This window comes from Microbispora sp. CA-135349 (genome assembly GCF_050947365.1).
Lineage (GTDB): Bacteria > Actinomycetota > Actinomycetes > Streptosporangiales > Streptosporangiaceae > Microbispora.
The window spans coordinates 5,367,501-5,394,175 of sequence record NZ_CP192001.1 but is presented as its reverse complement, the minus strand read 5'-3'; the positions used below and the strand labels follow the sequence as shown (position 1 = coordinate 5,394,175).

Genomic DNA, 26,675 nt, shown 5'->3' with positions numbered 1-26,675 from the left:
TCTCTATATGGTGCAGATCACGTTATCTCCGGGTGGACGTCGATGATTTCGCGCCGGTAGATTCCGGTCGGTTATATGAGTCACCGGTCTGGCGGATGAAATTCTCAGGGCGCTGGAACGGCTGTGTGGGCTTTCTCTTTTTCTGGACCGGGATTGCAGGGGGACCAGTGCGCCTTTTTCGCCGTGCGCGTTTCCAGTCGGTGACGGCGTCGCAGGGGCGCGGGTCATCCGGGCGCCTGGCCTCGGCACGACCACGATCTCGGCGTGGCCGATGGCACGCCAGGGTCCAGATGCTGGCCATGGTGGCGGCCCTGCCGGGGATCGTGCAGCTCACGGTCTCTCCCGCCGCGGCGCAGACACTGCGCACGACGCTCGAGGCGCCCGTGTCCTCCGCGGGCTCCGCGGCCGAGCCGCCCGTTCAGCTGTCCGGATCCGCCGCGGGGCTGCCGCACCTCGTCGACTCCGTCGCCACCCGGGCGGCGGGCGTGTCCCCGTCACGGGAGAAGGCGGAGCGGCCCGCGGGCGGCCTGCCGCTCGACGAGCGCCACACGACGCCCGGCGAGCCGGCCAAGGGCGGGTTCGCCTCCCCTCCGCCCTTACCCGCGGAGCTGAAACGGCCGCCCGCCCCCGACGCCGGGAAGTCCGTGAAGAAGACGGAGCCGGCGAAGGCGGAGACGGCGGTCGCCGCCGCGCTGGAGACCGCGCGGCGCACCAAGTCCCGGGTCCTGGTCGAGAGCGCCACCACCGAGAACTCCCGGACCTACGCCAACGGCAACGGGACGCTGACCACACAGATCACCGCTCCCGTCAGCACGGACACGTACGTGGAGACGACGGTCTACCAGGACGGGACTTACCAGCTCGGATCCGGTTCCCCGTCCTCCTCCTCGCTCTGGGTCGGCACGAGCGCCAATACGTACGAGATTCCCACCAGCTATGTGCGGGACCGGGCGTTCCTGCGGTTCGATTTGTCGTCCGTTCCCTCGGGCGCCACGGTGACCGCCGCGGAGATGAAGCTGTGGAACTCCTCGTCCAACGCGTGTAGCAGCGTTTCTGTGACGGCCTCCAGGGTGACGTCGTCGTGGTGGTCGGACATCGCCTGGTACGACCAGCCGTCGGCGGATCGGTCGGGCGTTTCCGGGGTGAACGTCTCCCCGTCGTCCTGCGGCAGCTCCAATCCCAAGGCGATGAAATGGGACGTCACCACGATGACGAAGGGATGGGTCTCCGGCAGCTACGGCAACTACGGAGTGCGGCTGACCGGCCCGGAGGGGACGAGCAGCCAGACGCGGACCTTCGCGTCGGTCGAATCGTCCAGAGACCCGGAGCTGACCGTCACCTACCAGCCGCCGAACACCGCGCCCACGGTGGCGGCACCGCAGGTCGCTCCCACGGTGACGGCGGAGACGGGCGGGGTGGTGACCTCGCTGACGCCGGTGCTGTCGGCCGTGCTGTCGGATGCGGACGGCAACAGCCTCAGCGGGGAGTTCCAGGTGCAGGTGGGCACCTCCCTGGTGTGGAGCGGCACCGCCAGCGGGGTCGCCGCCGGGGGCAAGGCGACCGTCGCCGTACCGGCGGGCAAGCTGTCGGACGGGCAGACGATCCAGTACCGGGCGCGGGCCTACGACGGCGCGGCCTACTCCGCGTGGTCGGACTGGCAGACGGCGCGGGTGACGGACATGCCGCTGGACACCGTCTCGTTCCAGCAGTTCACCCCGGCGGACAACACCCAGTCCGGGTCGCTAACCCCGGCCCTGTCCGCCTACGCGCGGACACCCGGTGAGGCGGCGACGTCGTACTGGTACCAGGTCTGCGCCGGCCCCAAGGACGACTGGACCTGGTGCGAGTCGTCGACGTGGGTGAAGGGCGCGTGGACGGTCCCGTCCGGCAAGCTGAAGTGGGGCAAGACCTACTGGTGGTACGCGCAGGCGGCGACCAGCGCGGCCACCGCGACGTCGTCGTGGCGCAGCTTCACCACCGTCCCGGAGCAGGACTCGATCAACGCCCTGCTGGCCGCGGGCACGGGCGGCCGTGAGTTCGACCATGTCACCGGCAACTACACCCACACCGAGACCGACCTCACGGTCGCCACGGTGGGGCCGCCGCTGTCGGTGGTGCGCACCTACAACAGCCTGGACCCGCGCACCGATGGCGCGTTCGGGGCGGGCTGGACCACCCGGTGGGACACCAGGCTGGAGAACGAGCCGCTCAGGTCCACCGTCCTGATCACCTACCCGGACGGGCGGCAGTGGCGGTTCGCCGAGAAGGGCGACGGCACCTATGCGTCTCCCGCGGGCACCTACGCCACGCTGGCCACCCAGAGCGGGGGCGGGTGGCGGCTGATGGACAAGGAGTCCACCTCTTACTGGTTCGATTCCGCGGGACGGCTGGTCAAGGTCACCGACAGCCGGGGGCGCACGCAGACCCTTCAGTACGGCGGTGACGGCAAGCTGTCCAAGGTCGTCGCGACGGGCGGCAGGTCGCTCACCTTCACCTGGAGCGGGGGGCACGTGACCGGTGTGGCCTCCGACGTGGTGGACGGCGCCCCGATCACCTGGACCTACGCCTATGACGGGGACTATCTCGTCAAGGTCTGCCCGCCGGCGCCGGCCGGCGCCTGTGCCCGCTACGAGTACGGCGACCGCTCCCAGTACCGCAGTTCGGTCATCGACGGCAGGCCCGTCGGATACTGGCGGCTGAACGAGACCGGCACCGGCGTCGGCAGCGTGATCGCCAACGCGTTGAAGTCGATCTCCGGCGTCGACGACGCGAAGATCGCCGGGAGCACCGCGGACGCCGTCGGCGGCACGCAGGCCCCGCTGGACGGCTCGTCCGACACCGCGATGACCTTCAAGGGCGCGACCGGCTCGGCGTACGTCTCCCTGCCGGCCGGAGTGATCAACGGGCTGGGCGGCGACACCACGATCGAGGCGTGGTTCAAGACGACCGGCTCGGGCACCATCCTCGGCTACCAGAACTCCGCGACCGACGCGCCGAGCGTGTACACGCCGGCGATCTACGTGGGCACCGACGGCAGACTCCGCGGCCAGTTCTGGACCGGGACCGTCGCCCCGATCACCTCCGCCACGGCCGTCAACGACGGAAACTGGCACCACGTGGCGCTGTCGGGCGCCAGGACCACCCAGACCCTCTACCTGGACGGCCAGCAGGTGGGCACCCTGGCCCAGCAGATCTCGCACCTGGGCCAGTGGGACACCCGGATCGGGTACGGCTTCGGCTCCTCCTCCTGGCCGGGCACCGTGAGCTCCAGCCGGCCCTTCCCCTTCGCCGGCTCGATCGACGAGGTCGCCGTCTACAACAAGCCGCTGCGCCAGGAGCAGATCCGCACCCACTACCGCACCCGGCAGGTCCGGCACCAGCTCACGAAGATCACTAAGGCGTCGGGCCGTGTCGGGGCGGTGAACACCTACGCCGCCGACGGCGGACGCCTGCTGACCCACACCGACGCGAACGGCGGCCTGTGGAAGCTGTCGTCCCCCGCGTACGCGAAGGACTCCACCGGGGCGTCCCTGGCCACGATCACCGTGACCGACCCGCACAACGGCGCGCTCACGTACGTCAGCGACGCCTCGCGTGGCGACAGGCTCGTCTCCTCCGCCGACCAGCTCGGCAAGAAGACGACGTTCGACTACGACACCGGCGGGTTCCTGGCCAAGGTCACCGACCCGAACGGCAACGTCCGGCAGTCGGTCAACGACGGGCGCGGGAACGTGCTGGCGAAGACCGTCTGCAGGACGGCAGGCTCGTGCGGCACGGAGTACCGCACCTACCACGTGAACGGGGACGACCTGTTCGATCCCCGCAACGATCAGCCGGTCGAGATCCGCGAGGCCCGCTCGTCGGGCCCCGCCGACGACACCTACCTCACGAGAATCGAGTACGACGAGCACGGTGACAGGATCAAGCTGACCGGGCCGCCGACCCCCGGATTCCCGGCGGGGCGGTCGGCGAGCTGGACGTACACCGACGGCACCGAGGCGGCCGTGGGCGGCGGCACGACCCCGGCCGGGCTGCTCAAGACGCAGACCGACCGCAAGGGCAACACGACCGCTCTCTCCTACACCTCGGCCGGCGACCTCGCGACGACGACGCAGCCGTCCGGGCTGGTCATGAAGTTCACCCATGACTCCGTCGGCAGGGTGACGGCCACGACGAAGATCTCGTCGGCGGTCCCCGGCGGGGTGACCACCTCGTACGGCTACGACCCGGTCGGGCTGCTGGTCCGCACCACCGGGGCCGGCGTCAGGAACGAGGTCACCGGGACGACCCACACCAGCGAGCAGCGCACGACCTACGACGCCGACGGGAACAAGCTGACCGAGGTGTCGGCCGATCTCACCGGCGGCGACCCCGCACGGACGACCACCTACACCTACGACGACTACGGGCGCGTCGAGACCGTCACCGGGCCCGAGGGCGGCGTCAAGCGGTACGCCTACGACCACAAGGGCCGCAAGACGAGTTTCACCGACGAGCGCGGCAGCGTCTATCACTACGCCTACACCGCCCGCGACGAGCTCGCGACCACGACCCTGGCCGGCTGGACCGGCAGCCCGGTGGCCCCGAACGCTGCCGCGGACGTCGTCGTCGAGTCCCTCGCCTACGACCCGGCGGGAAGGCTGGCGAGCAGGACCGACGCCATGGGCCGGACCACCGCGTTCACCTACTACGCCGACGACAGCCAGGCCCAGAAGATCGCCAAGAGTGCCCGGCTCAACGGGGCCGCGACCGGCGCCGACGTGGTGCTCGAAGAGGACGTCTACGACGCGGCCGGCAACCTGACCAGACAGGTCACCGACGGCGGCCTCGCCCGGGTCGACGCGACCTACGACGCGGCCGGCCGGCTGGTCTCCAAGACCCTCGACCCCGCGAAGCTGGCCCGCACCACCACTTACAAGTACGACGCCAACGACAACATCACCGAGATCGGCCAGAACGCGGCCGGAGCGGACCGTACGGAGGTCACCGAGTTCGAGTACGACAAGCTCGACAAGCCGGTGCGCAAGACGGTCCGGGGCGACGACGAGGACCTGGTGACCACCTACGCGGTCGACGACCGCGGCCTGACCGTGGGCATCACCGATCCTCGCGGCAACCGGCCCGGGGCGGACGCGGACGACTACACGACCACCATCCGCTATGACGTGGCCGAGCGGGCGGTGGAAGCCGCCTACCCGCCCGTCATGGTGGAACGCGGCGGCGCGACGCCGGCCCGCACCCGGCCCACGGCCAAGATGGGCTACGACACCGGCGGGGAGCTCACGAATGTCGTGGACCCGGAGGGCCGTGCCTCGCTCGCGACGTACGACAGGGCGGGACGGCTGACCTCCGCGTCCAAGCCCACCTACGCGCCACCGGGAGGAACGGCGATCACCCCGGTCGTCAGGTACGGCTATGACGCGGCCGGGCAGCAGGTCAGCGCCACCGACGAGCGCGGTCAGGTCACCACGGCGGTGTTCGACGGACTCGGCCGCCGTGTGCGGGTCACCGATCCGAAGGCCGGCTCCGCGGCCGCCGGTCAATGGACCTACACCTACGACCTGGCGGGAGAGCTGCTGTCGACGATCGACCCGACGGGCGCGCGCACCGAGTCGACCTACGACGACCTGGGACGTGAGATCACCAAGACGGTCATCGAGCGGCGGCCGAGCGCGGCCGTCTACGTCACGCGGCTGGAGTACGACGCCGGCGGCCGGGTCGTCAAGCAGACCCGCCCCGCCGGGGACGTCCTGACGCGCGAATACGACGCGGCGGGCGCCGTCACGGCCGAGACCGACGCGGTGGGCAACACCAGCACCTTCGCCTACGACCTCGCCGGGCGACCGGCCAAGGCGACGACGCCCACCGGAACGAGCACGGTCAACGAGTACGACCGGGCGGGCCGCAAGGTGGCGATCAAGGAGCTTTCCCCCTCCGGGGACCTGCTCCGCACCCAGGCGCTCGGCTACGACGCCGTGGGCAACCTGATCAGCCAGACCACGCCCGAAGGCCACGTCACCCGCCAGGTCTATGACGCGGGCAACCGCCTTGTCGAGCTCGAAGAGCCGGTCTCCGCCGACGAGGCGATCACCACCCGCTTCGGCTACGACGCGATCGGATCGCGCACCCGGGTCACCGACGGGCGCGGAAACTCCACAATCTCCACCTACAACGCACTCAACCTGGTCGAGTCGGTCATCGAACCCTCGACCGCCGCACACTCAGGCGCGGCGGACCGCACCTGGACCACGATGTACGACGGCGCCGGCAACCCGGTCACGGAGATCGCGCCCGGAGGCGTGCGGATCACCCGCACATTCGACGAGCTGAACCGGCTCACGAAGCAGACCGGCACCGGCGCCGAGGCGGCCACCGCCGACAAGACCTTCGGCTACGACCTGGCGGGCCACCTCACCAGCGCCGGCGACCTCGCGTTCGCCTACAACGACCGCGGTCTGCTGCTCAAGGTGACGGGTCCGGGCGGCGACCTCAACGCCTACGGCTACGACGCCAACGGCCGGTTGACCCAGCGCCTCGGGGCGACCGGGACGGCGTCCTTCTCCTGGGACGGCGACGACCGGCTCACCCAGACCACCGACCCGGTGAGCGGGACGACGGTCGGGTACGGGTACGACCGCGCCTCACGGCTCACCAGCCTGGGCTACGGAGAGGGCGGCGCGAGCCGTACCTTCTCCTACGACCCCCTGAACCGGCTGATCAAGGACGAGCTGAAGTCGGGCTCGGGAGGCGGGATCGCGACCACCGAGTACGGCTACGACCGCGACGACAACATGGTCTCCAAGACCACCAGCGGCACGGCCGGCGCGGGCGCCAACACCTACACCTACGACTGGGCCGGGCGGCTCACCTCCTGGACCGCGCCGGACGGGAAGACCACGGACTACGGCTGGGACGCGGCCGGCAACCGGATCCGGGCCGGTGACGCCACCTACACCTACGACGAGCGCAACCGCCTCGTCTCCGGGGGCGGCAGCACCTACACCTACACCGCCCGGGGCACGCTCGCGGAGAAGAACACCGACGGCCGCGTCTCGATCACCAAGTTCGACGCCTTCGACCGGCTGGTGCAGGACGAGGACGTTCAGTACGGCTACGACGCGCTGGACCGGATGACCACCCGTGTCAAGGGCCAGGACACCGAACGCCTCACCTACGACGGGCTGACCGGCAACCTGCTGACGATCACCGGCGCCGACGGCGCCACGAAGCAGGCGTTCGGGCGCGACGCCCTGGGCAACCTGCTCGGCGTCTCCGGCGCGGCCGGGCCCGCGCTGGCCCTGACCGACCTGCACGGCGACCTCGTCGGCACCTTCGCCGCCCAGGGGACGAGCCTGGCGGACTCCGCCGCCTACGACCCCTTCGGACAGGTCGTCGCCCAGGCAGGAACCAGGCATGATCTGGGCTACCAGGGTGGCTACACCGATCCGGGCACCGGGAAGGTCGGCATGGCGGCCCGCTGGTACCAGCCCGGCAGCGGCACCTTCGCCTCGCGCGACACCGCGACTCTGGACCCGGTTCCCTCCATTCGGGCCAACCGCTACACCTACGGCGATGCCACGCCCCTCACCAGGGCCGACCCCACCGGGCACTCCAGTGTCGAGGTCTGCCTCGCCGGCTACGCCTGCGGCGGATACGTGTGCAGCGGCGACACCTGCCACATGACCGACGCCGCCTGGAACTGGTGGATCAACTACATCTACTCGCCCGACTACCTGGCCACGCAGCCGAAGTTCACCGACGAGCGGGCCAAGGAACTCGGCGTCATGCCGAACGGCTACGAGGCGCCCAAGGGCTATTGGGATATGTCGGCGGTACGCCGGGACGCCTACATGACGGCGTACGACCCGAGGCTCGACGACAGCCAGCTCGACCTGATGTACAAAATCGTCAAGAACGTCAAGATCTCCAAGGACGGAAAGGTCGACCTTGCGGCGCTGCTGCCCGCGGGCAAGGACGAGGGCTTCATGACCAGGCTCAAAGCGGCCTTCTCCAAGAAGGGGTGGCAGGAGGTCAGGAGCGCGTTCTGCAAGGTGGTCACCGGCATGGGCTGCAGTCAGCTCGAGTCGGGCGCCAAATGGGTATGGGACAAGTTCAAGACCGGCCTCGCCAAGGCGGCCGAAGTTCTGATACGGACCTTCGTGTCAGTGGGCACCGGGGTGTTGAAGTTCTATGGCACCGTCGAGATAAAGGAGCTCGACGGAATGCTTGTGGAATGGGCGATGGGGTCCTTCCATAGTCCCTGTAAGGCTGCTTCGGGCCTGTTCGTCTGCGGGGGCCTGCCCGACTATCTGTTCCCGAGTGGCCGCATCGGTTACACCATCGGAGATGTGTTCCTGACCAAGCTGCCCGAGAGTGTCGCTTTGGATGCCAAGCACCGGGACCTGCTGCACCACGAATATCATCACGCTCAGCAGTGGCATTACTACGCGGATATGACGGGCGCCTGGTACGCCTTCGCTATCCTCTACTTCCTGGAAGGCTCCGATCCCTGCGGGAACAAGTTCGAGCAGCAGGCCGGATGGAAGGACGGAGGCTACACGCAATGTTAGGGGGCCGATTCCTCCCCGCCGTCGCGGCCACCTTCACGCTTATGGCCGTGCTCGCCGCGTGCACGCAGCGAGAGGGGGGCGCGGTCAGCGTCATGAGGTCCGAGGACGGCGCCCCCTCCGTCGCCGTCACCTGGTGCGACGACTCCTCGCCCCGCCGGATCACGGTGTCGATAGAGGAGAAGGAGTCCGAGAGACCGGTGGCGAAGTTCACCACCACGAAGGGCCGCGACCACTTCGCCACGTTGAACCTGGAGTCACCGGGACCGGACTGGACCCTTCTCTCCGGTGATCCCCGGCTGACACCCGGCATCACCTACCGCCTCATGGCCTGGCCCGGCTCGGGTAAGGAGATGGGCTTCGGGCAGTCGCCCTTCACCGTGGAGGAACTGAACGAGCTGAAGCCGGGCCAGATCGCCGGCGGATACCCGGGGGAGACTCTCACGAGAAGTCAGTTCGAGGAGTACGCGAAAAGCATCTGCGGCTGACGCCGGCGCCTGCGCCCTCCGGCCGTACGACGACTCGGCTGCCGGGGAGCGCCCGGCCCGTCGTGGACGGAGTTCAGAGAGCGTCGATCTCGGTGAGGTCGATGTCCACGTCGAAGGGCACCGCCAGCTTGAGCCGGTCGTGGTGGATCCCGGTCAGCGCGTATGCCGTGGTGGCCGGGTCGAGTTCGTACACGTAGACCGTGGGCCGCCCGGCCTGGTTCTCGATTCGCCAGAAGTGCGCGATCCCCGCCTCTGCATAGAGCTGCGGCTTGCGCTTGCGGTCCCGCTCCTCCGAGTCCGGCGAGACGACCTCGACGACCAGGAGCACATCGCCCGCCTCGTACGAGGTCTCACTCGGCCCCTGCACCGCCTCGGCGCGAAGGATCACCAGATCGGGCTCGGGCCTTTGGCGAAGCCCGAGGACGACGCTCATCTCACGGCGCACGCGCAGGTGGGCGGGGCAGAACCGGCGCAGGTCCCGCTCGAGGAGGAACAGCATGAGGCTGTGAAAGGAGGCTTGGGGGCTCACGAAGACCAAGCTTCCATCAATCAACTCTGTGTGCGCAGGAAGTTGCGGCATGTGATCGAGATCGGCCGCCGTGAAGCCCTCCGCCGGAGGGAAGATCCAGCTCGGGAGACCGTGCGTGTCACTCAATGGCGCTTCGCTCCATGCCTCTGCCGTCATGCGCCCACCGTAGCAACGCGTGAGCGCCTCGCGATGTGTTTCCCCGCTGGCACCGTTCCGGAACACTCGTACGTTCGCAACGGGGCGAGCGGACGACAAGAGGTGCGGCGCTCTCCCGGAAGAGCGCCGCACCCCGATGCGGAGGTCAGCCGACCCGGCAGGAGACCGTCGGCCAGGTCCAGTTGCCGTTGTGCTGGATGGTCACGCCCCAGTTGTTGCCGCTGCCGTTGGGCTTGGCGGTGAGCACCTGAGAGCTGGGATAGCTGGCGCTGATGTTCCAGGTGGAGAGGATCTTCGCCGGGGACGGCACGTTCATGGTCACGGTCCAGTTGCTGGAGCCGCTGACCGAGACGTTGAGGTTGTAGCGGTCGCCCCACGACTGGCCGGCGGACAGCGTCGCGGTGCAGCTACCGCCACCGCCGGGGTTCGTGGGGGAGGCGGTCGGCTGTCCGGTCGGGCCGCCGCTGCCGCCGTCGGGGGCGACGGCGCGGCCGGTGGTGGGGGAGATCATGCCGGCGCACATGTTGCGGCTGCGGAGGTTGGCGGCGATCTGGGAGATCGCCTGGACGGTGGTGGCGTATTGGTCGTGCATGAGGATGATCTGGCCGTTCTGCAGGCGGCCGGCGGCTTGGACGATCTGCGCGGTGCTGGCGCCGTTCCAGTCCTGGGAGTCGACGTCCCAGATGATCTCTCTGAGGCCGAGCTGCTGTTCGACGGACTTGAGGGTGGAGTTGGTCTCGCCGTATGGGGGCCGGAACAGTTTGGGAGCCGATCCGGTGGCCTGCTGGATGGCCTGCTGGGTGCGCTGGAGCTCCGATTGGATCTGGGAGCTGTTCATCTGCGTGAGGTGGGGGTGGGTGTAGCTGTGGTTGCCGACCCACATGCCGGCGTCGACCTGAGCTCGGACGAGTGAGGGGTTGTTCTGAGCGTTCTGGCCGATGTTGAAGAAGGTGGCGCGCAGGCCGTTGGCTTTGAGTGTGTTGAGCAGGTTGGTGGTGTTGCTGGGGTTGGGGCCGTCGTCGTAGGTGAGGCCGACGTATCCGCCGCTGCAGTCGGCGGCGTGGGCGGGTGCGGCGGACACGGCCACGGTCGCCAGTGCCGCGGTGGCGATGCCCGCGAGTGCGGTGGCGAGTGTCTTGCGTAGACCGGGACGTTTTGCGGTGGGCACGGCGCTGTCGGCCATGTCTGCTCCTCCAGTCAGGGAGAAGGCCGGACGGTGCTGCTCAGCGGTAGGGGAGCACCGCCCGGCCCAGGGGGTTCGCCGGGGCATCATTCTGGGGAGCGACACTGAAACATGTCAAAGATTCTTAGAAACATTTCAGTGGCTGAAGCGGTTGAGTTGCCGATGAACTGCCGAAACACTCGATGAAGTTTTCATGCCAAGAAGCCGCGACGGCCGTACGGCGAGGAGGCCGCCCCTCCCCGCCGCACGGCCGTCCAGCACCTGCCGTCGCCGTGTCCGTCAGGACGCGCTGCAGGTCAGGGCCGGGGTCGCGGCGGTGCCGTTGGCGACGAAGCCGAAGGTGGTGGAGGCGCTTGCCCCCAGGCTGCCGTTCCAGGAATCGTTGCGCACGCTGACGGAGGAGCCGGAGCCGGACTGGAGGCCTCCCCACAACTGGCTGATGGACTGGGAGCCGGGCCAGCTCCAGGTCACCGTCCAGCCTCTGATCGCCGAACCGCCCGCGCGCACCGTGACGTTGGACTGGAACCCGCCGCCCCAGGCGTTCACGGTCTCCATCGTCGCGGTGCATCCGCCCGTTCCGGGCGTGAGCGTGGGGCTGGGGCTGGGGCTGGGGGACTGCGGGCTCGACGGGGACGGGGACGGGGAGACCGGACTGCCGCCGTCGGGGGCGACGGCGCGGCCGGTGGTGGGGGAGATCATGCCGGCGCACATGTTGCGGCTGCGGAGGTTGGCGGCGATCTGGGAGATCGCCTGGACGGTGGTGGCGTATTGGTCGTGCATGAGGATGATCTGGCCGTTCTGCAGGCGGCCGGCGGCTTGGACGATCTGCGCGGTGCTGGCGCCGTTCCAGTCCTGGGAGTCGACGTCCCAGATGATCTCTCTGAGGCCGAGTTGCTGTTCGACGGACTTGAGGGTGGAGTTGGTCTCGCCGTATGGGGGCCGGAACAGTTTGGGAGCCGATCCGGTGGCCTGCTGGATGGCCTGCTGGGTGCGCTGGAGTTCGGACTGGATCTGGGAGCTGTTCATCTGGGTGAGGTGGGGGTGGGTGTAGCTGTGGTTGCCGACCCACATGCCGGCGTCGACCTGAGCTCGGACGAGTGAGGGGTTGTTCTGAGCGTTCTGGCCGATGTTGAAGAACGTGGCGCGCAGGCCGTTGGCTTTGAGTGTGTTGAGCAGGTTGGTGGTGTTGCTGGGGTTGGGGCCGTCGTCGTAGGTGAGGCCGACGTATCCGCCGCTGCAGTCGGCGGCGTGGGCGGGTGCGGCGGACACGGCCACGGTCGCCAGTGCCGCGGTGGCGATGCCCGCGAGTGCGGTGGCGAGTGTCTTGCGTAGACCGGGACGTTTTGCGGTGGGCACGGCGCTGTCGGCCATGTCTGCTCCTCCAGTCAGAGGCCCTGATCGGGCATCGAGGGACAGGCCAGGTGGCGCATCACCGTGCGAGGCGGGCGCCGCCCGGCCCCCGGGGGTCGCCGGGGCATCATTCTGGGAAGCATCGTTGAAACGTGTCAAAGATTCTTGGAAACATTTCACAGCAGTGAGCCGTCAAGCGCGTCACACCGCCGGAACGCCGATGAACATTTCAGGCCGTCGCGGATTCCGGGGGGCGGAGGGCGAGCGCGTGCTCATCGGTCCTCGCGTCGTAACCGCGGAACCTGGGCAACACGGCCGTCATCAGGCCGACCGCGGCCACACAGAACAGACCGCCCAGTCCCAGGGAGAAGCGGGCGCCGCCGAGCTGGGCCATGAACCCCGCCCGAGCGTCGCCCAGCATCGGCCCGGTCGAGTAGGACAGCAGTTCGATGCCGGCGAGCCGTCCCCGATAGGAATCCGGGATCGTCTGGTTCCATATGGTTCCGCGGAACAGGCCGCTCACCATGTCGGCGCCCCCGGCGACGGCGAGGAACAGGCAAACCAGCCACATGTCGGGCATCAGCGCCGCGAGTGCGACGGCCACACCCCACACAGTGGCCGAGACGATGACGGCGAGCCCATGCCGGTGGACGTGGGCCGTCCAGCCGGAGGTCAGCGAGGCGATCACCGCGCCCACGCCGCCGGCGGCGTACAGCAGTCCGACGGCCTTGGACGCGCCGAGGTCCTCGGCCAGGAAGGGAAACAGCGCGGTGGAGCTCGCGAAGGCCATCGCGGCGATGTCCACGAGATAGGTGCCCATCAGGTCGGGGCGTCGCAGGGCGTACCGCACGCCCTCCACCAAGGAGCGCAGCGACGCGGGGGTGGGCTCCTCGGCGCGGGGGACGGCGCCGACCCTGACCAGCAGCACGAGGGACAGCAGGAACGAGGCGACGTCGACGGCGTAGGAGACGGCCGGACCGACCGAGGCCACGATGAGACCGCCCGCGGCCGGCCCGGCGATCATGGCGGCGTTGCGGACCAGCCCCTGGAGGGCGAACGCCGCCGGCATCCGGTCCAGCGGCAGCACCCGATTGATCATCGCCTGCTCGCTGGGCGAGCGTACGCTGCCGAGTCCGGCGGCCAGCGCCCCGGCGGCGTACAGCACCCACACCTGCGGCCGGGGCAGCAGCGCGTTGACGAGCAGCAGCACCGAGGACAGGCACAACCCCACCTCGCTGAGTATCACGATCGTGCGCCGGTCGCGCGCGTCGGCGATCGCGCCACCCCACAGGCCGCACACCACCATCGGAACGAACTCGGCCAGGCCCACCAGGCCCACCGCGACGTAGGACTCGGTGAGCTGCTTCATCTGGTACGGCACGGCCACGGTCGTGATGACCGTGCCGAGCATCGTGATCAGTCCGGAGCCGAGCAGAAGACGGAAATCGCGGAACTCGCGCAGCGGGCTGACATCCAGCCTCAGCCGCCGGGCGAGGGACATCAGGGAGCGATCAACGTTCTCGGCCACGACGAGCCATCTCAACGATTCGCGGTGGCCTGGGGCAACCGGTTTTCCGCGGCGGTCCGTTTTCCGCGGCGGCCCGGCGACACCCCGCCGCGTGCCCGTGCAGCCGGCCACGAAAATGCGGTGATCCACGGCATGGGCGCCAGTAGGTTCCCCCTATGAACAGCGATCTTCAGGAGGCGTGGGCGCTGGCGGAGGCAGGCGACGTCTCCGGGCTCATGAATCATCTGCGCTCTACAGTCGATCGCCTCGCGGTCGCCGACACCGCGCCCCTCGTCCGGCGGGTGGCGGAACTCACGGGATTCGCCGACCTGGCCGAGGCGGCGGCCGCCGTGTCCGCCGACCCTGGCGGGTCGCGGGCGCTCTACGCGTACGGCTACGCCTGCGTCGAGCGGGGCGCCTCCTTCCTGGCGGTACCCGCCCTGCGGGCGGCGCTGCGCCGGGAGCCGGGTTCGCCGGTGATCCTGCGGGAGCTGGTCACCGCTTTCGAGGACGAGTATCGGCACGGCGAGGCCGTGTCCGTGCTGAGCGAACACGAGGCCGTCCTGACTCCGTGGCCCGATCGCTACCTGCTGGCCTACAACGCGCTGATGTCCGGCGATGTGGACCGCGCCGCCGTCGAGGCGGACGGGCTCCCCTTCCCCGAGGACGAGTTCTGGCTGCCGGCCCGGGGCCGTCTGTCCGGGATGCTCGCGCGGGCGCGGGAGGCTCGGGCCCTCGGCCGGCTCGGCCCACGTGACCTGCGGGGCTGGCACTTCGCACTGACCGGCGGTGTCCTGGCCACCCTGTCACCGTTCGGCGTCGACCAGGGAATGAACGGCCGGTACGCCTATCTGAACGACGACTTCGGCGCCTGCCTGTACGGCCTGCGCCGGCTGCGCACCGTCCTGGAGGCGGCGGGCCGGACGCCGAAGACGGTGTCCCTGCTGCCCGGGCGGGGCGATCTCGCTCTCGGCCTGGCGGCGTCCCAGGTCCTGGGGCTGCCCGCCGAGCCTTTCGCTCCCGGCCGGACCGACACGGTCGTCATCGCCTACGATCTCGCGAACGTCGGAGACCTCGTCGTGGACCTGTACGAACGGGCGGCCGGCCAGATTCTCTACGAGCATGCGACGTGCTGGACCGAGCCGCCTCAGGTCAGCGCCGACGTCAGCACGCTGCTCTGTCAGATGCTCGTCGCCCCCTGGGACGAGAAGATGTACATCACGCCGGACGGTGACATGGCCAGGTCGCCGGCCGACGATCGCGAGGCGGAGGAGCTGGCCGCGGAGATCCTGCGCGCCACCCCCACGCCCGACGAACTGCCCTCCGACACCGACGAGGAGCTCGCCCGGTTCGTGGCCGGGATCGCTCCGATGTGGCCGGCCGACGGCACGCGCGACCGTGTCCGCTCCGCCGGGCCCGTCCCCAGCTCTCGTTTCCGCTGAAGACGGGCTCCCGGGGGAGAGGCGGTCAGGCGGGGACCTTGTCGAGGAAGCCGTACACGGCGCCGATCCGGCCGTCCTCGGCGATCGCGACGACGTCGAAGCCGATCACGACGGGTTCGGCGGCGCCCTCGGGGCCGAGGTGCCAGGTGAAGCGCGCGATGTCGTGGTGGCCGTCCACCGGCCCGCCAAGGGTGAACACGAAACCGGGGAACATCTCCTGCGCCCCGGCGATCACCGCGGCGATCCCGTCATGCCCGGTGACGGCGGCCAGCGGGTCGGTGTAGCCGCCGTCCTCGGTCCACAGCTCCGCCACCGCCTTCGCCCTGGCCTCGGTGTCGCGCTCGTTCCAGACGGCGATGTAACGCTCGGCCAGGGCGGTGTAGTCGGTCATCTTCCACTCCTTCGGGGATGTCTTCCGTGATGACACGTGAACGGTGTCACGCAGCCCCGGGGAGCGGCGATTACGTGGAAGGTAACCGGCGTCCCGCCCGCCGGTTCCGGGCAGGTCCCGCCGGTCGCGGCGCTACAGGCCCAGGGTCTCCTTGCGCAGGTGGGTCTTGAGCACCTTGCCGCCGGGGTTGCGCGGCAGTTCGGCCTCCCTGAACCAGAACCGCACCGGCACTTTGAACGCCGCGATGCGGCCGCGCAGGAACTCCTGGAGCTCCTCGCCGGTCGCGCCGGCGCCCCGCTTGAGCCGTACGACCGCGCCGACCTGCTCGCCCAGTTCGTCGTCGGGGATGCCGATCACGGCCGCGTCGTCCACCGCGGGGTGCTCGAACAGGGCGGCCTCGACCTCGGCGCAGTAGACGTTCTCGCCGCCTCTGATGACCATGTCCTTGGCGCGGTCGACGATGTAGACGAAGCCGTCCTCGTCGATGCGGGCCAGGTCGCCCGTATGCAGCCAGCCGTCCACGAAGGTCTCCGCCGTGGCGTCCGGGCGGTTCCAGTAACCCATGATCACAATCGGACCTCGCATGCACAGCTCGCCGACCTCGCCGGGGGGCAGTTCGGCGCCGAGCGGGTCGCAGACCTTGACGTCCACGACGGCGAGCGGCAGCCCGATGCTGTCGGGCCTGGCCAGGTAGTCACTGCCGCTGTTGTAGATCGCCAGTGCCGTCGTCTCGGTCATGCCGTACCCGTTGGCGGGCGTCCTGTTGGGCAGCGTCTCGGTGATCCGCTCCAGCAGCTTCGGCGGCGCCGGCGCTCCGCCGTACGAGATCGAGCCGAGCGAGGAGATGTCGTGCTTGTCCAGATCGGGGTGCGAGAGCAGCTGCCAGGCGTTGGTCGGCACACCGCTCATCACCGTGACCTTCTCACGCTCGATGAGCTCCAGGGCCCGCTTGGGGTCCCACCTGTACATCAGCACGAGCCCGCCACCGCTGAACATCGTGGTCATCAGTACGGCGAAGCATCCGGTGACGTGGAAGAGAGGCACGGTGAGCAGGGTGATCCTGCGCTTGCCGGCCGCCGCGGCCACGTCCCTGCCGGCCATCGCCACGGTGCGCATCATCGCGTACGCGACGGTCATCGGCGCCTGGCCGAGATTGCGGTGACTGCCGAGGGCGCCCTTGGACCTGCCGGTGGTGCCGGAGGTGTAGAAGATCGTGGCGGGGTCGTCGGCGCCCAAGTCGACCTGCGGCAGCGTCACGTCGGCCCGGACCTCGCCGAGGACCTCGGCCCAGTTGGCCCCTTCACCGCGGGTGACGATCATCGGCAGCCCGCTGCCGGCCATCCGGGCGGCGCGCTCGCCGTCGGCGATCACGACCTTCGCGCCCGAGTCGCTCAGGCCGTACTCCAGCTCCTGCTCGGTCCACCAGGCGTTGAGCGGCACGGCCACCGCGCCGGCGGCGAGCACGGCGGAGAAGGAGACGACCCACTCGGGATAGTTGCGCATGGCCACGACGACGCGGTCGCCCTTGCGCACGCCGTAGTCGTCCACGAGGCGGTTGGCGAGCGTCGCCGCCAGCCGGAAGTGCTCCTCGTACGTGATCCGCTCGTCCTCGTAGACGACGAACACCTTGTCCCCGTGGAACCGGGTGATCTCCAGTAGGGCCCGGAAGGTCGCCGGAGCATGCTTCCACATCCGGATCTTGTGACCGCCGACCTCGACCTCGTCCATCTCGAAGAGCTGCCCGGGCGCCGTGAGCTGGGCCTGGACCTGTTCGTTCGTGATCGTCATGCTGGCGCACTCCCGGAATTGCTCGTTAACCGGAAGTTTCACGATACCGACCGGTAGGTACGTCGGCTAGATGTCCACTCCTCGGAACGCTGCTTGCATGCTCATGCTTTGCGATGCATACTCTCTACACCAGCAAGAACATGAGGTCTGCTGCATGACCATGCAGTGATCGCGGGAGATCGGGGGCGCGGATGAGGGCGGCGATCGCCGGAGCCAGCGGCTATGCGGGAGGCGAGCTGCTCCGCCTGCTGCTCGGCCATCCTAACGTCGAGATCGGCGCACTGACCGCGGCGTCCAGCGCCGGCACGAGGCTCGGCGCCCACCAACCCCACCTGCCGGCGCTGGCCGACCGGGTGATCGAGCAGACCACCCCCGACGTGCTCGCCGGTCACGACGTCGTCTTCCTCGCACTCCCGCACGGCCAGTCGGCCGCGGTCGCCGCCGAACTCGGCGACGGCGCGCTGGTCGTCGACTGCGGTGCCGACTTCCGTCTGACCAGCGCGCAGGAGTGGACGGCATTCTACGGCGGCGTCCATGCCGGCACCTGGCCCTACGGCCTGCCCGAGCTGCCCGGTCAGCGCGAGGTCCTGCGCGGCGCACGGCGCATCGCCGTCCCCGGCTGTTATCCGACGGCCGCCACCCTGGCCTTGCTCCCCGCCTTCGCCGCCGGGCTGGCCGAGCCCGACGTCGTGGTCGTCGCCGCGAGCGGCGCCTCAGGAGCCGGCCGGGCACCCAAGGCCCACCTGCTCGGCAGCGAGGTCATGGGCTCGGTCAGCGCTTACGGCGTGGGTGGGGTGCACCGGCATACCCCGGAGATGGAGCAGAACCTGTCGGCGGTCGCCGGACGGCCGGTCCGGGTGTCGTTCACCCCGACCCTCGCACCGATGAGCCGCGGCATCCTCGCCACGTGCACGGCTCCCGCCGCCTCCGGAGTCACCCCCGCCGCGGTCCGCGAGGCGTACGAGACGGCGGTGAAGGACGAGCCGTTCCTCCACCTGTTGCCCGAGGGCGTCTGGCCGGCGACCGCGATGACGGTCGGGGCCAACACGGCGGTCCTGCAGGTCACCGTCGACGAGCGGGCCGGGCGAATCGTCGCCGTCATCGCCATCGACAACCTCACCAAGGGCACCGCGGGGGGCGCGATCCAGAGCGCCAACCTCGCTCTCGGCCTTCCGGAAGAAGCCGGCCTTCCCACCAATGGAGTCGCCCCGTGAGCAAGATCTTCCTTCTTGAGGAGCAGGCATGAGCGAGCGCATCGACAATCAGCGCGCGATTCGCCAATGCGACCCCGAGCCGTCAGGCGAGGGGGCGGCATGAGCGTCACCGCACCCCTGGGATTCCGCGCCGCCGGCGTCGCCGCGGGGATCAAGAGCGGCGACGCCCGCGACCTCGCCCTGGTCGTCAACGACGGACCTTCGCGTGCCGCGGCCGGTGTCTTCACCCGCAACCGGTTCAAGGCCGCGCCGGTCCTGTGGTCGGCCCAGGTCCTCAGCGGCGGCCGGGTCAGGGCCGTCGTCCTCAACTCCGGCGGCGCCAACGCCTGCACCGGCCCCCTGGGTTTCCAGGACACCCACGCCACCGCCGAGAAGGTGGCGGAGGTCCTGGACGACTCCGCGGCGGAGATCGCGGTCTGCTCCACCGGCCTGATCGGAGAACGACTGCCGATCGACGCACTGCTTGGAGGCGTGGGGACCGCGGCCGCCCAGCTCAGCCGCGACGGCGGGCTGGCGGCGGCCGACGCGATCCGGACCACCGACACCGTCAGCAAGATCTCCTTCCGCCGCGGCGAGAACGGCTACATGGTGGGCGGCATGGCCAAGGGGGCCGGCATGCTCGCGCCCGCTCTCGCCACGATGCTGTGCGTGCTGACCACCGACGCCGACCTCACGTCCGAGGAGCTCGACACGGTGCTGCGCAGAGCGACCTCCGTGACGTTCGACCGGCTCGACACCGACGGCTGCATGTCGACCAACGACACCGTGCTGCTGCTCGCGAGCGGCGCGTCGGGCGTGCGGCCCGACCTCGCCGAGTTCGAGAAGGTCGTCACCGCCGTCTGCGCCGATCTGTCCCGGCAGCTGCTGGTCGACGCCGAGGGAGCTTCGAAGGCGATCGCCATCGAGGTCGTCGGCGCGGCTTCGGAAGAGGACGCGGTGGCGGTAGGCCGTGCGGTGGCCCGATCCAACCTGCTCAAGTGCGCGATCCACGGCGAGGACCCGAACTGGGGCCGGGTGGTCAGCGCCGTCGGCACGACCGACGCCGTGTTCGAGGCCGAGCGGGTCAACGTCGCGGTCAACGGCATCTGGATCTGCCGCGGCGGTGCGGCGGGGGACGACCGCGCCAAGGTCGACCTGCGCCCCCGCGACGTGACCATCACCGTCGACCTGTCCGCCGGCCCGCACACCGCGACCGTGCACACCACCGACCTCACGGCGGCGTACGTGCACGAGAACTCGGCGTACTCGTCATGAGCGTCAGGCGTAACGGCGCCCTGGACAAGGCGCACACCCTGATCGAGGCGCTGCCCTGGCTGGCGCGCTTCCACGGCGCGACCGTCGTCATCAAGTACGGCGGCAACGCGATGACAGAAGAGCATCTGCGGGCCAAGTTCGCGGCCGACGTGGTGTTCCTGCGCTATGCCGGCCTGCGGCCCGTGATCGTGCACGGCGGCGGCCCGCAGATCCAGTCGCACCTCGACCTGCTCGGGATCGACTCTCACTTCGTGTCCGGGCTGCGGGTGACCACCCCCGAGGCGATGCAGGTCGTCCGGATGGTGCTGGTCGGCCAGGTCAACCGCGACGTGGTCGGGCTGATCAACGGGCACGGGCCGTTCGCGGTCGGCATGTCAGGCGAGGACGCCCACCTGTTCACCGCCGAGCGCAAGCACGTCGTCGTGGACGGCGTGAAGGTCGACATCGGCCAGGTGGGAGAGATCGTCCGGGTCGAGGCCGGAGCCGTACGGGCCCTGCTGGAGGACGGGCGCATCCCGGTGGTGTCGTCCGTGGCTCGCGGCGAGGACGGCGGAATCTACAACGTCAACGCCGACACCGCCGCCGCCGCTCTCGCCGTGGCGCTCCAGGCGTCGAAGCTCATCGTCCTCACCGACGTCGAGGGGCTGTACGCCGACTGGCCCGACAGCGAGGAGGTCGTCAGCCGCATCGGGGCCTCGGACCTCGCGGCGTTGCTGCCCTCGCTGTCCAGTGGCATGGTGCCGAAGATGGAGGCGTGCCTGGCGGCCGTGCGCGGCGGGGTCCCGCAGGCGCACGTGCTGGACGGGCGGGTGCCTCACGCGCTTCTGCTGGAGGTCTTCACCGACGAGGGCATCGGCACGATGGTCGAGCCCGACGACGCCGTTCCCACGATGCGGGACGCGGCCGGGGCGACGGCGGACGGCGCCGTGAACGGAGAGGTTGCCAGGTGACCACCAACGATGAACTGCGCGGACGCTTCGAAGCGGCGTTCATGCGCAACTACGGCGTGCCGCCGGTCGCCATCGCCCGCGGTGAGGGCTGCGCCGTCTGGGACGTGGACGGGCGCCGCTACCTCGACCTCATCGGCGGCATCGCGGTGACCTCGCTCGGGCACAACCACCCGGCCCTGGTCGAGGCGGTGTCCCGGCAGGTGACCACCCTCGCGCACACCTCGAACCTGTTCCTGCACGAGCCCGAGGTGCTGCTCGCCGAGAAACTGCTCGCCCTGCTCGGGGAGCCCGCGCGGGTCTTCCTCGCCAATTCCGGCACCGAGGCCAACGAGGCGGCAGTCAAGATCGCCATCAAGTACGGCAGGACGCACGGCCGTCACTACATGGTGGCGGCGGAGAACGGCTTCCACGGCCGCACGCTGGGCGCGCTGTCGCTCACCGGCAAGCCCTCGATCCGCGACCAGTTCGGGCCGTTCCCGCTCGACGTGCGGTTCGTCCCGTACGGCGACGCGGACGCGCTGAAGAACGCGGTGACCGAGGACTGCGCCGCGGTCTTCCTGGAGCCCACCCAGGGCGAGGCGGGCGTCGTCCCGCCGCCCGACGGTTACTTCCGCACGGCCAGGGAGATCTGCTCCTCGGCGGGGGCGCTGCTCGTCGCCGACGAGATCCAGTCGGCCATCGGCCGCACCGGCCACTGGTTCGCCCATCAGGCGGAGGGGGTCGTCCCCGACGTGCTGACGCTCGCCAAGGGTCTCGGCGGCGGCCTGCCCATCGGCGCCTGCGTGGGCTTCGGCGAGGCCGGCGAGGTCTTCGCCAAGGGCGATCACGGCTCGACCTTCGGCGGCAACCCGATCTCGTGCGCGGCGGCTCTCGCCGTGCTGAACACCATCGAGCGTGACGGACTGCTCGGCAACGCCGACACAGTGGGGGCGCTGCTGTCCGAGGGCATCGCCGCCGTTCGGCACCCCCTGCTCAAGGGGGTCAGGGGGCGCGGGCTCTGGCTCGCCGCCGTGCTCACCGCGCCCAAGTCGGCGCAGGTGCAGACGGCGGCGCAGGAGGCCGGTTTCCTGGTCAACGCCCTGCAACCCGACGCGGTACGGCTCGCGCCGCCGCTTGTGATCACCGAGTCCGACGTGCAGACCTTCATCGACGCGCTGCCCGGCATTTTGGAGGCCGCGAATGCCTGAGAACGACCTCATGAACCCCGCCGCCGCCCCGGGCCAGGCCAGTGAATCGGCGCGGGTGAAGCAGGGCGCGGACTCGGCGCGGGTGAAGCAGGGCGCGGACTCGGCGCGGGTGAAGCAGGGCGCGGACTCGGCGCGGGTGAAACACTTCCTGCGAGACGACGACCTGTCGCCGGAGGAGCAGGCGCAGGTGCTCGACCTCGCCGAGGCGATGAAGAAGGACCGGTTCGGCTATCGGCCCTTCGAGGGCCCCCGCACGGTCGCCGTGCTGTTCGACAAGCCCTCCACCCGCACCCGGGTCTCCTTCACCGTCGGCGTCGCGGAGCTGGGCGGCCAGCCGCTGGTCATGGAGCTCGGCACCTCGCAGCTGGGACGGGGCGAGCCGATCGAGGACACCGCGCGGGTGCTGTCCCGGCAGGTCGCGGCGATCGTGTGGCGGACGGCGGGCCAGGAGCGCATCGAGGCCATGGCCGCCTGCTCGTCGGTGCCGGTCGTGAACGCGCTGACCGACGAGTTCCACCCCTGCCAGATCCTCGCCGACCTGCAGACGATCCGCGAGCACAAGGGGTCGCCCCAGGGGCTCACGCTCGCCTATCTCGGCGACGGGGCCAACAACATGGCCCACTCATACCTGCTGGGCGGGGCCACGGCGGGCATGCACGTCCGGATCGGGGCGCCCGCCGGGTATCTGCCCGACCCGCTGGTCGTGCAGCGGGCGGGTGAGATCGCGGCGGCCACCGGCGGGTCGGTCGCGGTGGTGAGTGACCCGGAGGCCGCGGTGGCCGGGGCGCACGTCGTGGCGACGGACACCTGGGTGTCGATGGGCCAGGACGGCAAGGAGGAACGGGTCGCCGCCTTCGCCTCCTACGCGGTCACCGCGGCTCTGCTCGGTCTGGCCGACCCGGACGCGATCGTGCTGCACTGCCTCCCGGCGTACCGGGACATGGAGATCGCCGCGGACGTCATCGACGGACCGCAGAGCGTGGTGTGGGACCAGGCGGAGAACCGTCTGCACGCCCAGAAGGCATTGCTGCACTGGCTGGCGACGCGGGGTTCGGAGGGGTCTTGACCATCCCGCTGACCAAGGCGGCCCGGCACGCCCGGATCGTGGAGCTGCTGACCAGGCACAAGGTCCGCTCGCAGCCAGAGCTGGCCAAGCTTCTGGCGGAGCAGGGAGTGGAGGTCACCCAGGCCACGCTCTCCCGCGATCTCGACGAGCTGGGCGCGCTGAAGCTGCGGGCCGACGACGGCACGCTGGTCTACGCGCTTCCCGGTGAGGGCGGGGGACGGATACCCCTCTACCGGACCGGTGCCGCGAACGGCCTGCAGGAGAACCCGGACGCGCGGCTGCGGAGGATCGCGGAGGAGCTCCTGGTGTCGGCCGAGGCGTCGGCCAACCTGGTGATCCTTCGCACGCCTCCCGGAGCGGCGCAGTTCCTCGCCTCGGCCATCGACCACGCGGGCTGGGAGTCGATCCTCGGCACGGTGGCCGGTGACGACACGATCCTCGTGATAAGCCGTGACCCCATCGGGGGGCAGGCGCTGGCGGAGACCATGCTCAACCTCGCCACTCGCCGCCCGCCCGACGTGACCAGGCACAAACTCCCGGCGGAGGTCCATGACCACGGCGAGGAGGAGCAGGCGCAGTGACGGGCAGGGCGGCTCGCCCGCGCTGGCGGCCATCGGCGCGGGCGGCGACCAGGTGCGGCGTGAGGCCGGCCCGGCCGCCCTCACACCGGCCTCACCGCGTAGGCCCATGACCACGTCCGGACCAGTGACGGGGCCGTCGCCTTCGCTCAGAAAGAGGGTCCGCTGATCGGACGTCGGCACGAGGCCGCCGCTCTCGATCGATCAGAACGAAATCGCGTCCGCGGGACACGGCCGGCTGGCCTGATCGACCCGGTATACGCCCCGGTTCCGGTGCAGGGACCGGGGCGTACGTCGGCTAAGGTCGCGGATTAGTCCCGCAAAAGGATCCGCGCCGAGGTTCGCCACGCGAAGACCGGAGAAGGCGCAAGGATCCACGTACGACGGCCCGGGCGGGAACGGCGCGCGGTCATCTTTTGGCAGGGATTCGAATATCGGAGGGAGAAGACGGTGGCGGACAACAAGCCGATGAGGCTCTGGGGTGGCAGGTTCGAGGGGGGACCCGCGGACGCCCTCACGCGCCTGTCGGTGAGCGTGCAGTTCGACTGGCGGCTCGCGCCGTACGATCTGCTGGCCTCGCGCGCGCACGCGCGCGTGCTGCACCGCGCCGGGCTGCTGACGCAGGAGGAGCTCGACCGCATGCTGGGCGCGCTCGACGACCTCGACCAGGCGTGCCGCACGGGGGATTTCCGTCCCGCCGTGGCCGACGAGGACGTGCACACAGCGCTGGAGCGCGGGCTGCTCGAACGGCTCGGCTCGCTGGGCGGCAAGCTCCGGGCCGGGCGTAGCCGCAACGACCAGATCGCCACCGACCTGCGCCTCTACCTGCGTGACCACGTTCGCACGATCGTTTCCCGGCTTGCCGAGCTGGAGACGGCGCTGATCAGCCAGGCCGAGGAGAACGCCGACGTCGCCGCCCCCGGCATGACGCACCTGCAGCACGCCCAGCCCGTGTCGTTCGGCCACCAGCTTCTCGCCCACGTTCACGCGCTCACCAGGGATGTGGACCGCCTCCGCGACTGGGACAGGCGCGCGGCGATCTCGCCGCTCGGTTCGGGCGCGCTGGCCGGGTCCTCCCTACCGCTCGACCCCGCGGCCGTCGCCGCCGAACTCGGGTTCGACGCGCCCGCGCCGAACTCGATGGACGCGGTCGCCGACCGCGACTTCGCGGCCGAGTTCCTGTTCTGCGCGGCGCTGATCGGTGTGCACATCTCCCGTCTCGGCGAGGAGATCGTGCTGTGGGCGTCGCAGGAGTTCCGGTGGATCGAGGTGGACGATGCCTACTCCACCGGCTCGTCGATCATGCCGCAGAAGAAGAACCCCGACGTCGCCGAGCTGGCCAGGGGCAAGAGCGGCCGGCTGATCGGTTCGCTGATGTCGCTGCTGACGACTCTCAAGGGTCTGCCTCTCACCTACAACCGAGACCTGCAGGAGGACAAGGAGCCGGTGTTCGACGCGGTCGACACCCTGCTTCTGGTGCTCCCCGCGGTGTCCGGCATGGTCTCCACGATGCGGGTGAACAAGGCCAAGCTGGAGGCCAGCGCGCCCGACGGCTTCGCTCTGGCGACCGACCTCGCGGAACTGCTGGTCCGCCGCGGGGTTCCGTTCCGCGATGCGCACGAGGCCGTCGGTCACCTCGTGGTGTGGTGCCAGGTGAACGACAAGGACCTCGGCGAGCTCACCGACGACGAGCTGGGCAAGGTTTCGCCGCACTTCGCCGTCGACGAGACCGGTGCGAGTGTCCGCGACGTGCTGAACGTGCACGGCGCGCTGGCCGCCCGCAGCGCCTTCGGCGGCACCGCGCCCGACCGGGTCCGCGACCAGATCGCGAATCTCCGGGAGATCGTCGACGGTCAGGCGGCATGGGCGAACGAGAGCTGATCGAGGACGTCGCGGGCGCTCCGCTCGGCCGCGACTTCTTCGACCGCCCTTCGGACGTGGTCGCGCCCGACCTGCTCGGCCGCGTGGTCGTGCACGGGTCGGTGGCGGTGCGGCTGAGCGAGGTCGAGGCGTACGGCGGGCCGGGGCAGGACCCGGCCTCCCACACCTACCGGGGACGCACGCCGCGCAACTCGGTCATGTTCGGGCCGCCCGGACACCTCTACGTCTACTTCACGTACGGCATGCACTACTGCGCGAACCTCGTGTGCATGCCGGCGGGCACCGGCTCGGCCGTCCTGTTACGCGCCGGCGAGGTGATCGCGGGTGTGCACACCGCGCGCATCCGCCGCATGCCGCACGCCGACGGCCCGGACCTGGAAGGGTTGGTGCGGCGCGTCCCGGATCGCGACCTCGCGCGCGGGCCGGCCAGGCTCACGGTGGCGCTCGGCCTGCTCCGGGAGCACAACGGGACGGACTGCTGTGCGGGCGGCCCCATCCAGGTGCACGAGGGCCGGCCCGCGCAGTCCGGCCAGGTCAGGACGGGCCCCCGCACCGGCGTCTCGGCGGGTTCCGAGACGCCGTGGAGATTCTGGATCGACGGCGACCCCACCGTCTCGCCGTACCGTGCCCACGTCCCGCGGCGCCGAGGTCGCGCCACGAGCTGACGGGCAGGTATGAAGTGGCGATAAGGTTCCGTGATCAGGCACGCTTGTACGGAAGCCCGTACATCCACCATCGATAAGCGAAAGCCACGACCGTGACCGCAACTTCAGGCAACCTCGTGCCGACGTCGCAGATGGCTGACATCCTCGACGAGCTCGAGTGGCGCGACGTGATCGCGCAGACGACCGACATCGACGCGCTGCGCAAGGCGCTGGTCGACGGTCCGATCACCGTGTATGCGGGCTTCGACCCGACCGCACCCTCACTACACATGGGCAATCTGGCCACGCTGCTGATCCTGACCCGCTTTCAGCGGGCGGGTCACCGGCCCATCGGCCTGGTCGGAGGCGCCACCGGTCTGATCGGCGACCCGAGCGGCCGCAGCACCGAGCGGGCACTGAACTCCAGCGACATCGTCGCCGAATGGCTGTCGCGGATTCGCGTGCAGGTCGAGAAGTTCCTGTCGTTCGAGGAGGGGCCG

The 26,675-nt window shown here is 70.0% G+C and carries 18 protein-coding genes (1 of these 18 only partly in view); 12 read left to right on the top strand and 6 right to left on the bottom strand.

The window, feature by feature from the left end; translation table 11 throughout:
• The first annotated feature begins 290 nt into the window (after window positions 1-290).
• Window positions 291-8,570 (top strand): DNRLRE domain-containing protein, encoded by an 8,280-nt coding sequence (locus ACQPZZ_RS24810; protein ID WP_432922590.1) that lies wholly within the window; start codon window positions 291-293, stop codon window positions 8,568-8,570.
• The gene (locus ACQPZZ_RS24805; protein ID WP_432922587.1) at window positions 8,564-9,055 is read left to right on the top strand and encodes a hypothetical protein; all 492 of its coding nucleotides are present in this window, start codon (window positions 8,564-8,566) and stop codon (window positions 9,053-9,055) included. Before ACQPZZ_RS24810 ends, ACQPZZ_RS24805 begins: the two co-directional genes overlap by 7 nt.
• Window positions 9,056-9,128: 73 nt before the next feature.
• Here the strand turns inward: ACQPZZ_RS24805 and ACQPZZ_RS24800 are convergent, their stop codons facing one another.
• From ACQPZZ_RS24800 to ACQPZZ_RS24785, 4 genes are all read right to left on the bottom strand, one after another.
• Window positions 9,129-9,635, bottom strand: coding sequence for a Uma2 family endonuclease (locus tag ACQPZZ_RS24800; protein ID WP_432934524.1), 507 nt, complete (start codon window positions 9,633-9,635; stop codon window positions 9,129-9,131).
• A 250-nt stretch (window positions 9,636-9,885) separates the two neighbouring features.
• Window positions 9,886-10,923 (bottom strand): polysaccharide deacetylase family protein, encoded by a 1,038-nt coding sequence (locus ACQPZZ_RS24795; RefSeq protein ID WP_432922584.1) that lies wholly within the window; start codon window positions 10,921-10,923, stop codon window positions 9,886-9,888.
• Between the two features lie 279 nt (window positions 10,924-11,202).
• Window positions 11,203-12,294 carry a polysaccharide deacetylase family protein gene (locus tag ACQPZZ_RS24790; RefSeq protein WP_432922581.1) on the bottom strand — a complete coding sequence of 364 codons (1,092 nt, stop codon included), beginning with the start codon at window positions 12,292-12,294 and terminating at the stop codon, window positions 11,203-11,205.
• A gap of 208 nt (window positions 12,295-12,502) precedes the next feature.
• A complete protein-coding gene (locus tag ACQPZZ_RS24785; RefSeq protein ID WP_432922578.1) occupies window positions 12,503-13,801 on the bottom strand; it encodes an MFS transporter in 1,299 nt (432 codons plus the stop codon).
• A gap of 155 nt (window positions 13,802-13,956) precedes the next feature.
• On the opposite strand from ACQPZZ_RS24785, the gene ACQPZZ_RS24780 reads away from it, so the two are divergent.
• Window positions 13,957-15,222, top strand: coding sequence for a hypothetical protein (locus tag ACQPZZ_RS24780; protein ID WP_432922575.1), 1,266 nt, complete (start codon window positions 13,957-13,959; stop codon window positions 15,220-15,222).
• A 25-nt stretch (window positions 15,223-15,247) separates the two neighbouring features.
• On the opposite strand, the gene ACQPZZ_RS24775 is transcribed toward ACQPZZ_RS24780, so the two are convergent.
• Window positions 15,248-15,613: a nuclear transport factor 2 family protein gene (locus tag ACQPZZ_RS24775; protein ID WP_432922572.1), complete on the bottom strand. Its 366-nt coding sequence runs from the start codon at window positions 15,611-15,613 to the stop codon at window positions 15,248-15,250.
• A gap of 132 nt (window positions 15,614-15,745) precedes the next feature.
• Window positions 15,746-17,401, bottom strand: coding sequence for a class I adenylate-forming enzyme family protein (locus ACQPZZ_RS24770; RefSeq protein ID WP_432922569.1), 1,656 nt, complete (start codon window positions 17,399-17,401; stop codon window positions 15,746-15,748).
• A 191-nt stretch (window positions 17,402-17,592) separates the two neighbouring features.
• On the opposite strand from ACQPZZ_RS24770, the gene argC reads away from it, so the two are divergent.
• The 9 genes from argC to tyrS all read left to right on the top strand — a co-directional run.
• Window positions 17,593-18,615 (top strand): N-acetyl-gamma-glutamyl-phosphate reductase, encoded by a 1,023-nt coding sequence (gene argC, locus ACQPZZ_RS24765; protein WP_432922566.1) that lies wholly within the window; start codon window positions 17,593-17,595, stop codon window positions 18,613-18,615.
• Window positions 18,616-18,714: 99 nt separating this feature from the next.
• On the top strand, window positions 18,715-19,869 hold the full coding sequence (argJ, locus tag ACQPZZ_RS24760) for a bifunctional glutamate N-acetyltransferase/amino-acid acetyltransferase ArgJ (RefSeq protein WP_363640439.1): 1,155 nt from the start codon (window positions 18,715-18,717) through the stop codon (window positions 19,867-19,869).
• Entirely contained in the window at window positions 19,866-20,819 is a 954-nt protein-coding gene (gene argB / locus ACQPZZ_RS24755) for an acetylglutamate kinase (RefSeq protein WP_432922563.1), read from the top strand. Before argJ ends, argB begins: the two co-directional genes overlap by 4 nt.
• Before the next feature lie 41 nt (window positions 20,820-20,860).
• Window positions 20,861-22,006 (top strand): acetylornithine transaminase, encoded by a 1,146-nt coding sequence (locus ACQPZZ_RS24750; protein WP_432934522.1) that lies wholly within the window; start codon window positions 20,861-20,863, stop codon window positions 22,004-22,006.
• Entirely contained in the window at window positions 21,999-23,072 is a 1,074-nt protein-coding gene (argF, locus tag ACQPZZ_RS24745) for an ornithine carbamoyltransferase (protein ID WP_432922560.1), read from the top strand. Before ACQPZZ_RS24750 ends, argF begins: the two co-directional genes overlap by 8 nt.
• On the top strand, window positions 23,069-23,653 hold the full coding sequence (locus tag ACQPZZ_RS24740) for an arginine repressor (RefSeq protein WP_363640445.1): 585 nt from the start codon (window positions 23,069-23,071) through the stop codon (window positions 23,651-23,653). The genes argF and ACQPZZ_RS24740 overlap by 4 nt, the downstream gene beginning before the upstream one ends.
• A gap of 465 nt (window positions 23,654-24,118) precedes the next feature.
• Window positions 24,119-25,531: an argininosuccinate lyase gene (gene argH / locus ACQPZZ_RS24735; RefSeq protein WP_363640479.1), complete on the top strand. Its 1,413-nt coding sequence runs from the start codon at window positions 24,119-24,121 to the stop codon at window positions 25,529-25,531.
• Window positions 25,513-26,196 carry a DNA-3-methyladenine glycosylase gene (locus ACQPZZ_RS24730; protein ID WP_432922557.1) on the top strand — a complete coding sequence of 228 codons (684 nt, stop codon included), beginning with the start codon at window positions 25,513-25,515 and terminating at the stop codon, window positions 26,194-26,196. Before argH ends, ACQPZZ_RS24730 begins: the two co-directional genes overlap by 19 nt.
• A 131-nt stretch (window positions 26,197-26,327) precedes the next feature.
• Window positions 26,328-26,675, top strand: partial view of a tyrosine--tRNA ligase gene (gene tyrS / locus ACQPZZ_RS24725; protein ID WP_432934520.1) — the 5' portion only. Its footprint extends 918 nt past the window's final position; the window shows 348 of its 1,266 coding nt (coding positions 1-348); its start codon is at window positions 26,328-26,330; its stop codon lies off the right edge, out of view.

Bases quoted from the DNA above. Each gene is read 5' to 3' on its own strand.
- ACQPZZ_RS24800 (WP_432934524.1), bottom strand. From the start codon at position 9,635: ATGCCGCAACTTCCTGCGCACACAGAGTTGATTGATGGAAGCTTGGTC.
- ACQPZZ_RS24775 (WP_432922572.1), bottom strand. From the start codon at position 15,613: ATGACCGACTACACCGCCCTGGCCGAGCGTTACATCGCCGTCTGGAAC.
- ACQPZZ_RS24810 (WP_432922590.1), top strand. From the start codon at position 291: ATGCTGGCCATGGTGGCGGCCCTGCCGGGGATCGTGCAGCTCACGGTC.
- ACQPZZ_RS24795 (WP_432922584.1), bottom strand. From the start codon at position 10,923: ATGGCCGACAGCGCCGTGCCCACCGCAAAACGTCCCGGTCTACGCAAG.
- argB (WP_432922563.1), top strand. From the start codon at position 19,866: ATGAGCGTCAGGCGTAACGGCGCCCTGGACAAGGCGCACACCCTGATC.
- ACQPZZ_RS24780 (WP_432922575.1), top strand. From the start codon at position 13,957: ATGAACAGCGATCTTCAGGAGGCGTGGGCGCTGGCGGAGGCAGGCGAC.
- argJ (WP_363640439.1), top strand. From the start codon at position 18,715: ATGAGCGTCACCGCACCCCTGGGATTCCGCGCCGCCGGCGTCGCCGCG.
- argC (WP_432922566.1), top strand. From the start codon at position 17,593: ATGAGGGCGGCGATCGCCGGAGCCAGCGGCTATGCGGGAGGCGAGCTG.
- ACQPZZ_RS24770 (WP_432922569.1), bottom strand. From the start codon at position 17,401: ATGACGATCACGAACGAACAGGTCCAGGCCCAGCTCACGGCGCCCGGG.
- ACQPZZ_RS24750 (WP_432934522.1), top strand. From the start codon at position 20,861: ATGCGCAACTACGGCGTGCCGCCGGTCGCCATCGCCCGCGGTGAGGGC.
- argF (WP_432922560.1), top strand. From the start codon at position 21,999: ATGCCTGAGAACGACCTCATGAACCCCGCCGCCGCCCCGGGCCAGGCC.
- ACQPZZ_RS24805 (WP_432922587.1), top strand. From the start codon at position 8,564: ATGTTAGGGGGCCGATTCCTCCCCGCCGTCGCGGCCACCTTCACGCTT.
- ACQPZZ_RS24790 (WP_432922581.1), bottom strand. From the start codon at position 12,294: ATGGCCGACAGCGCCGTGCCCACCGCAAAACGTCCCGGTCTACGCAAG.
- ACQPZZ_RS24730 (WP_432922557.1), top strand. From the start codon at position 25,513: ATGGGCGAACGAGAGCTGATCGAGGACGTCGCGGGCGCTCCGCTCGGC.
- argH (WP_363640479.1), top strand. From the start codon at position 24,119: ATGAGGCTCTGGGGTGGCAGGTTCGAGGGGGGACCCGCGGACGCCCTC.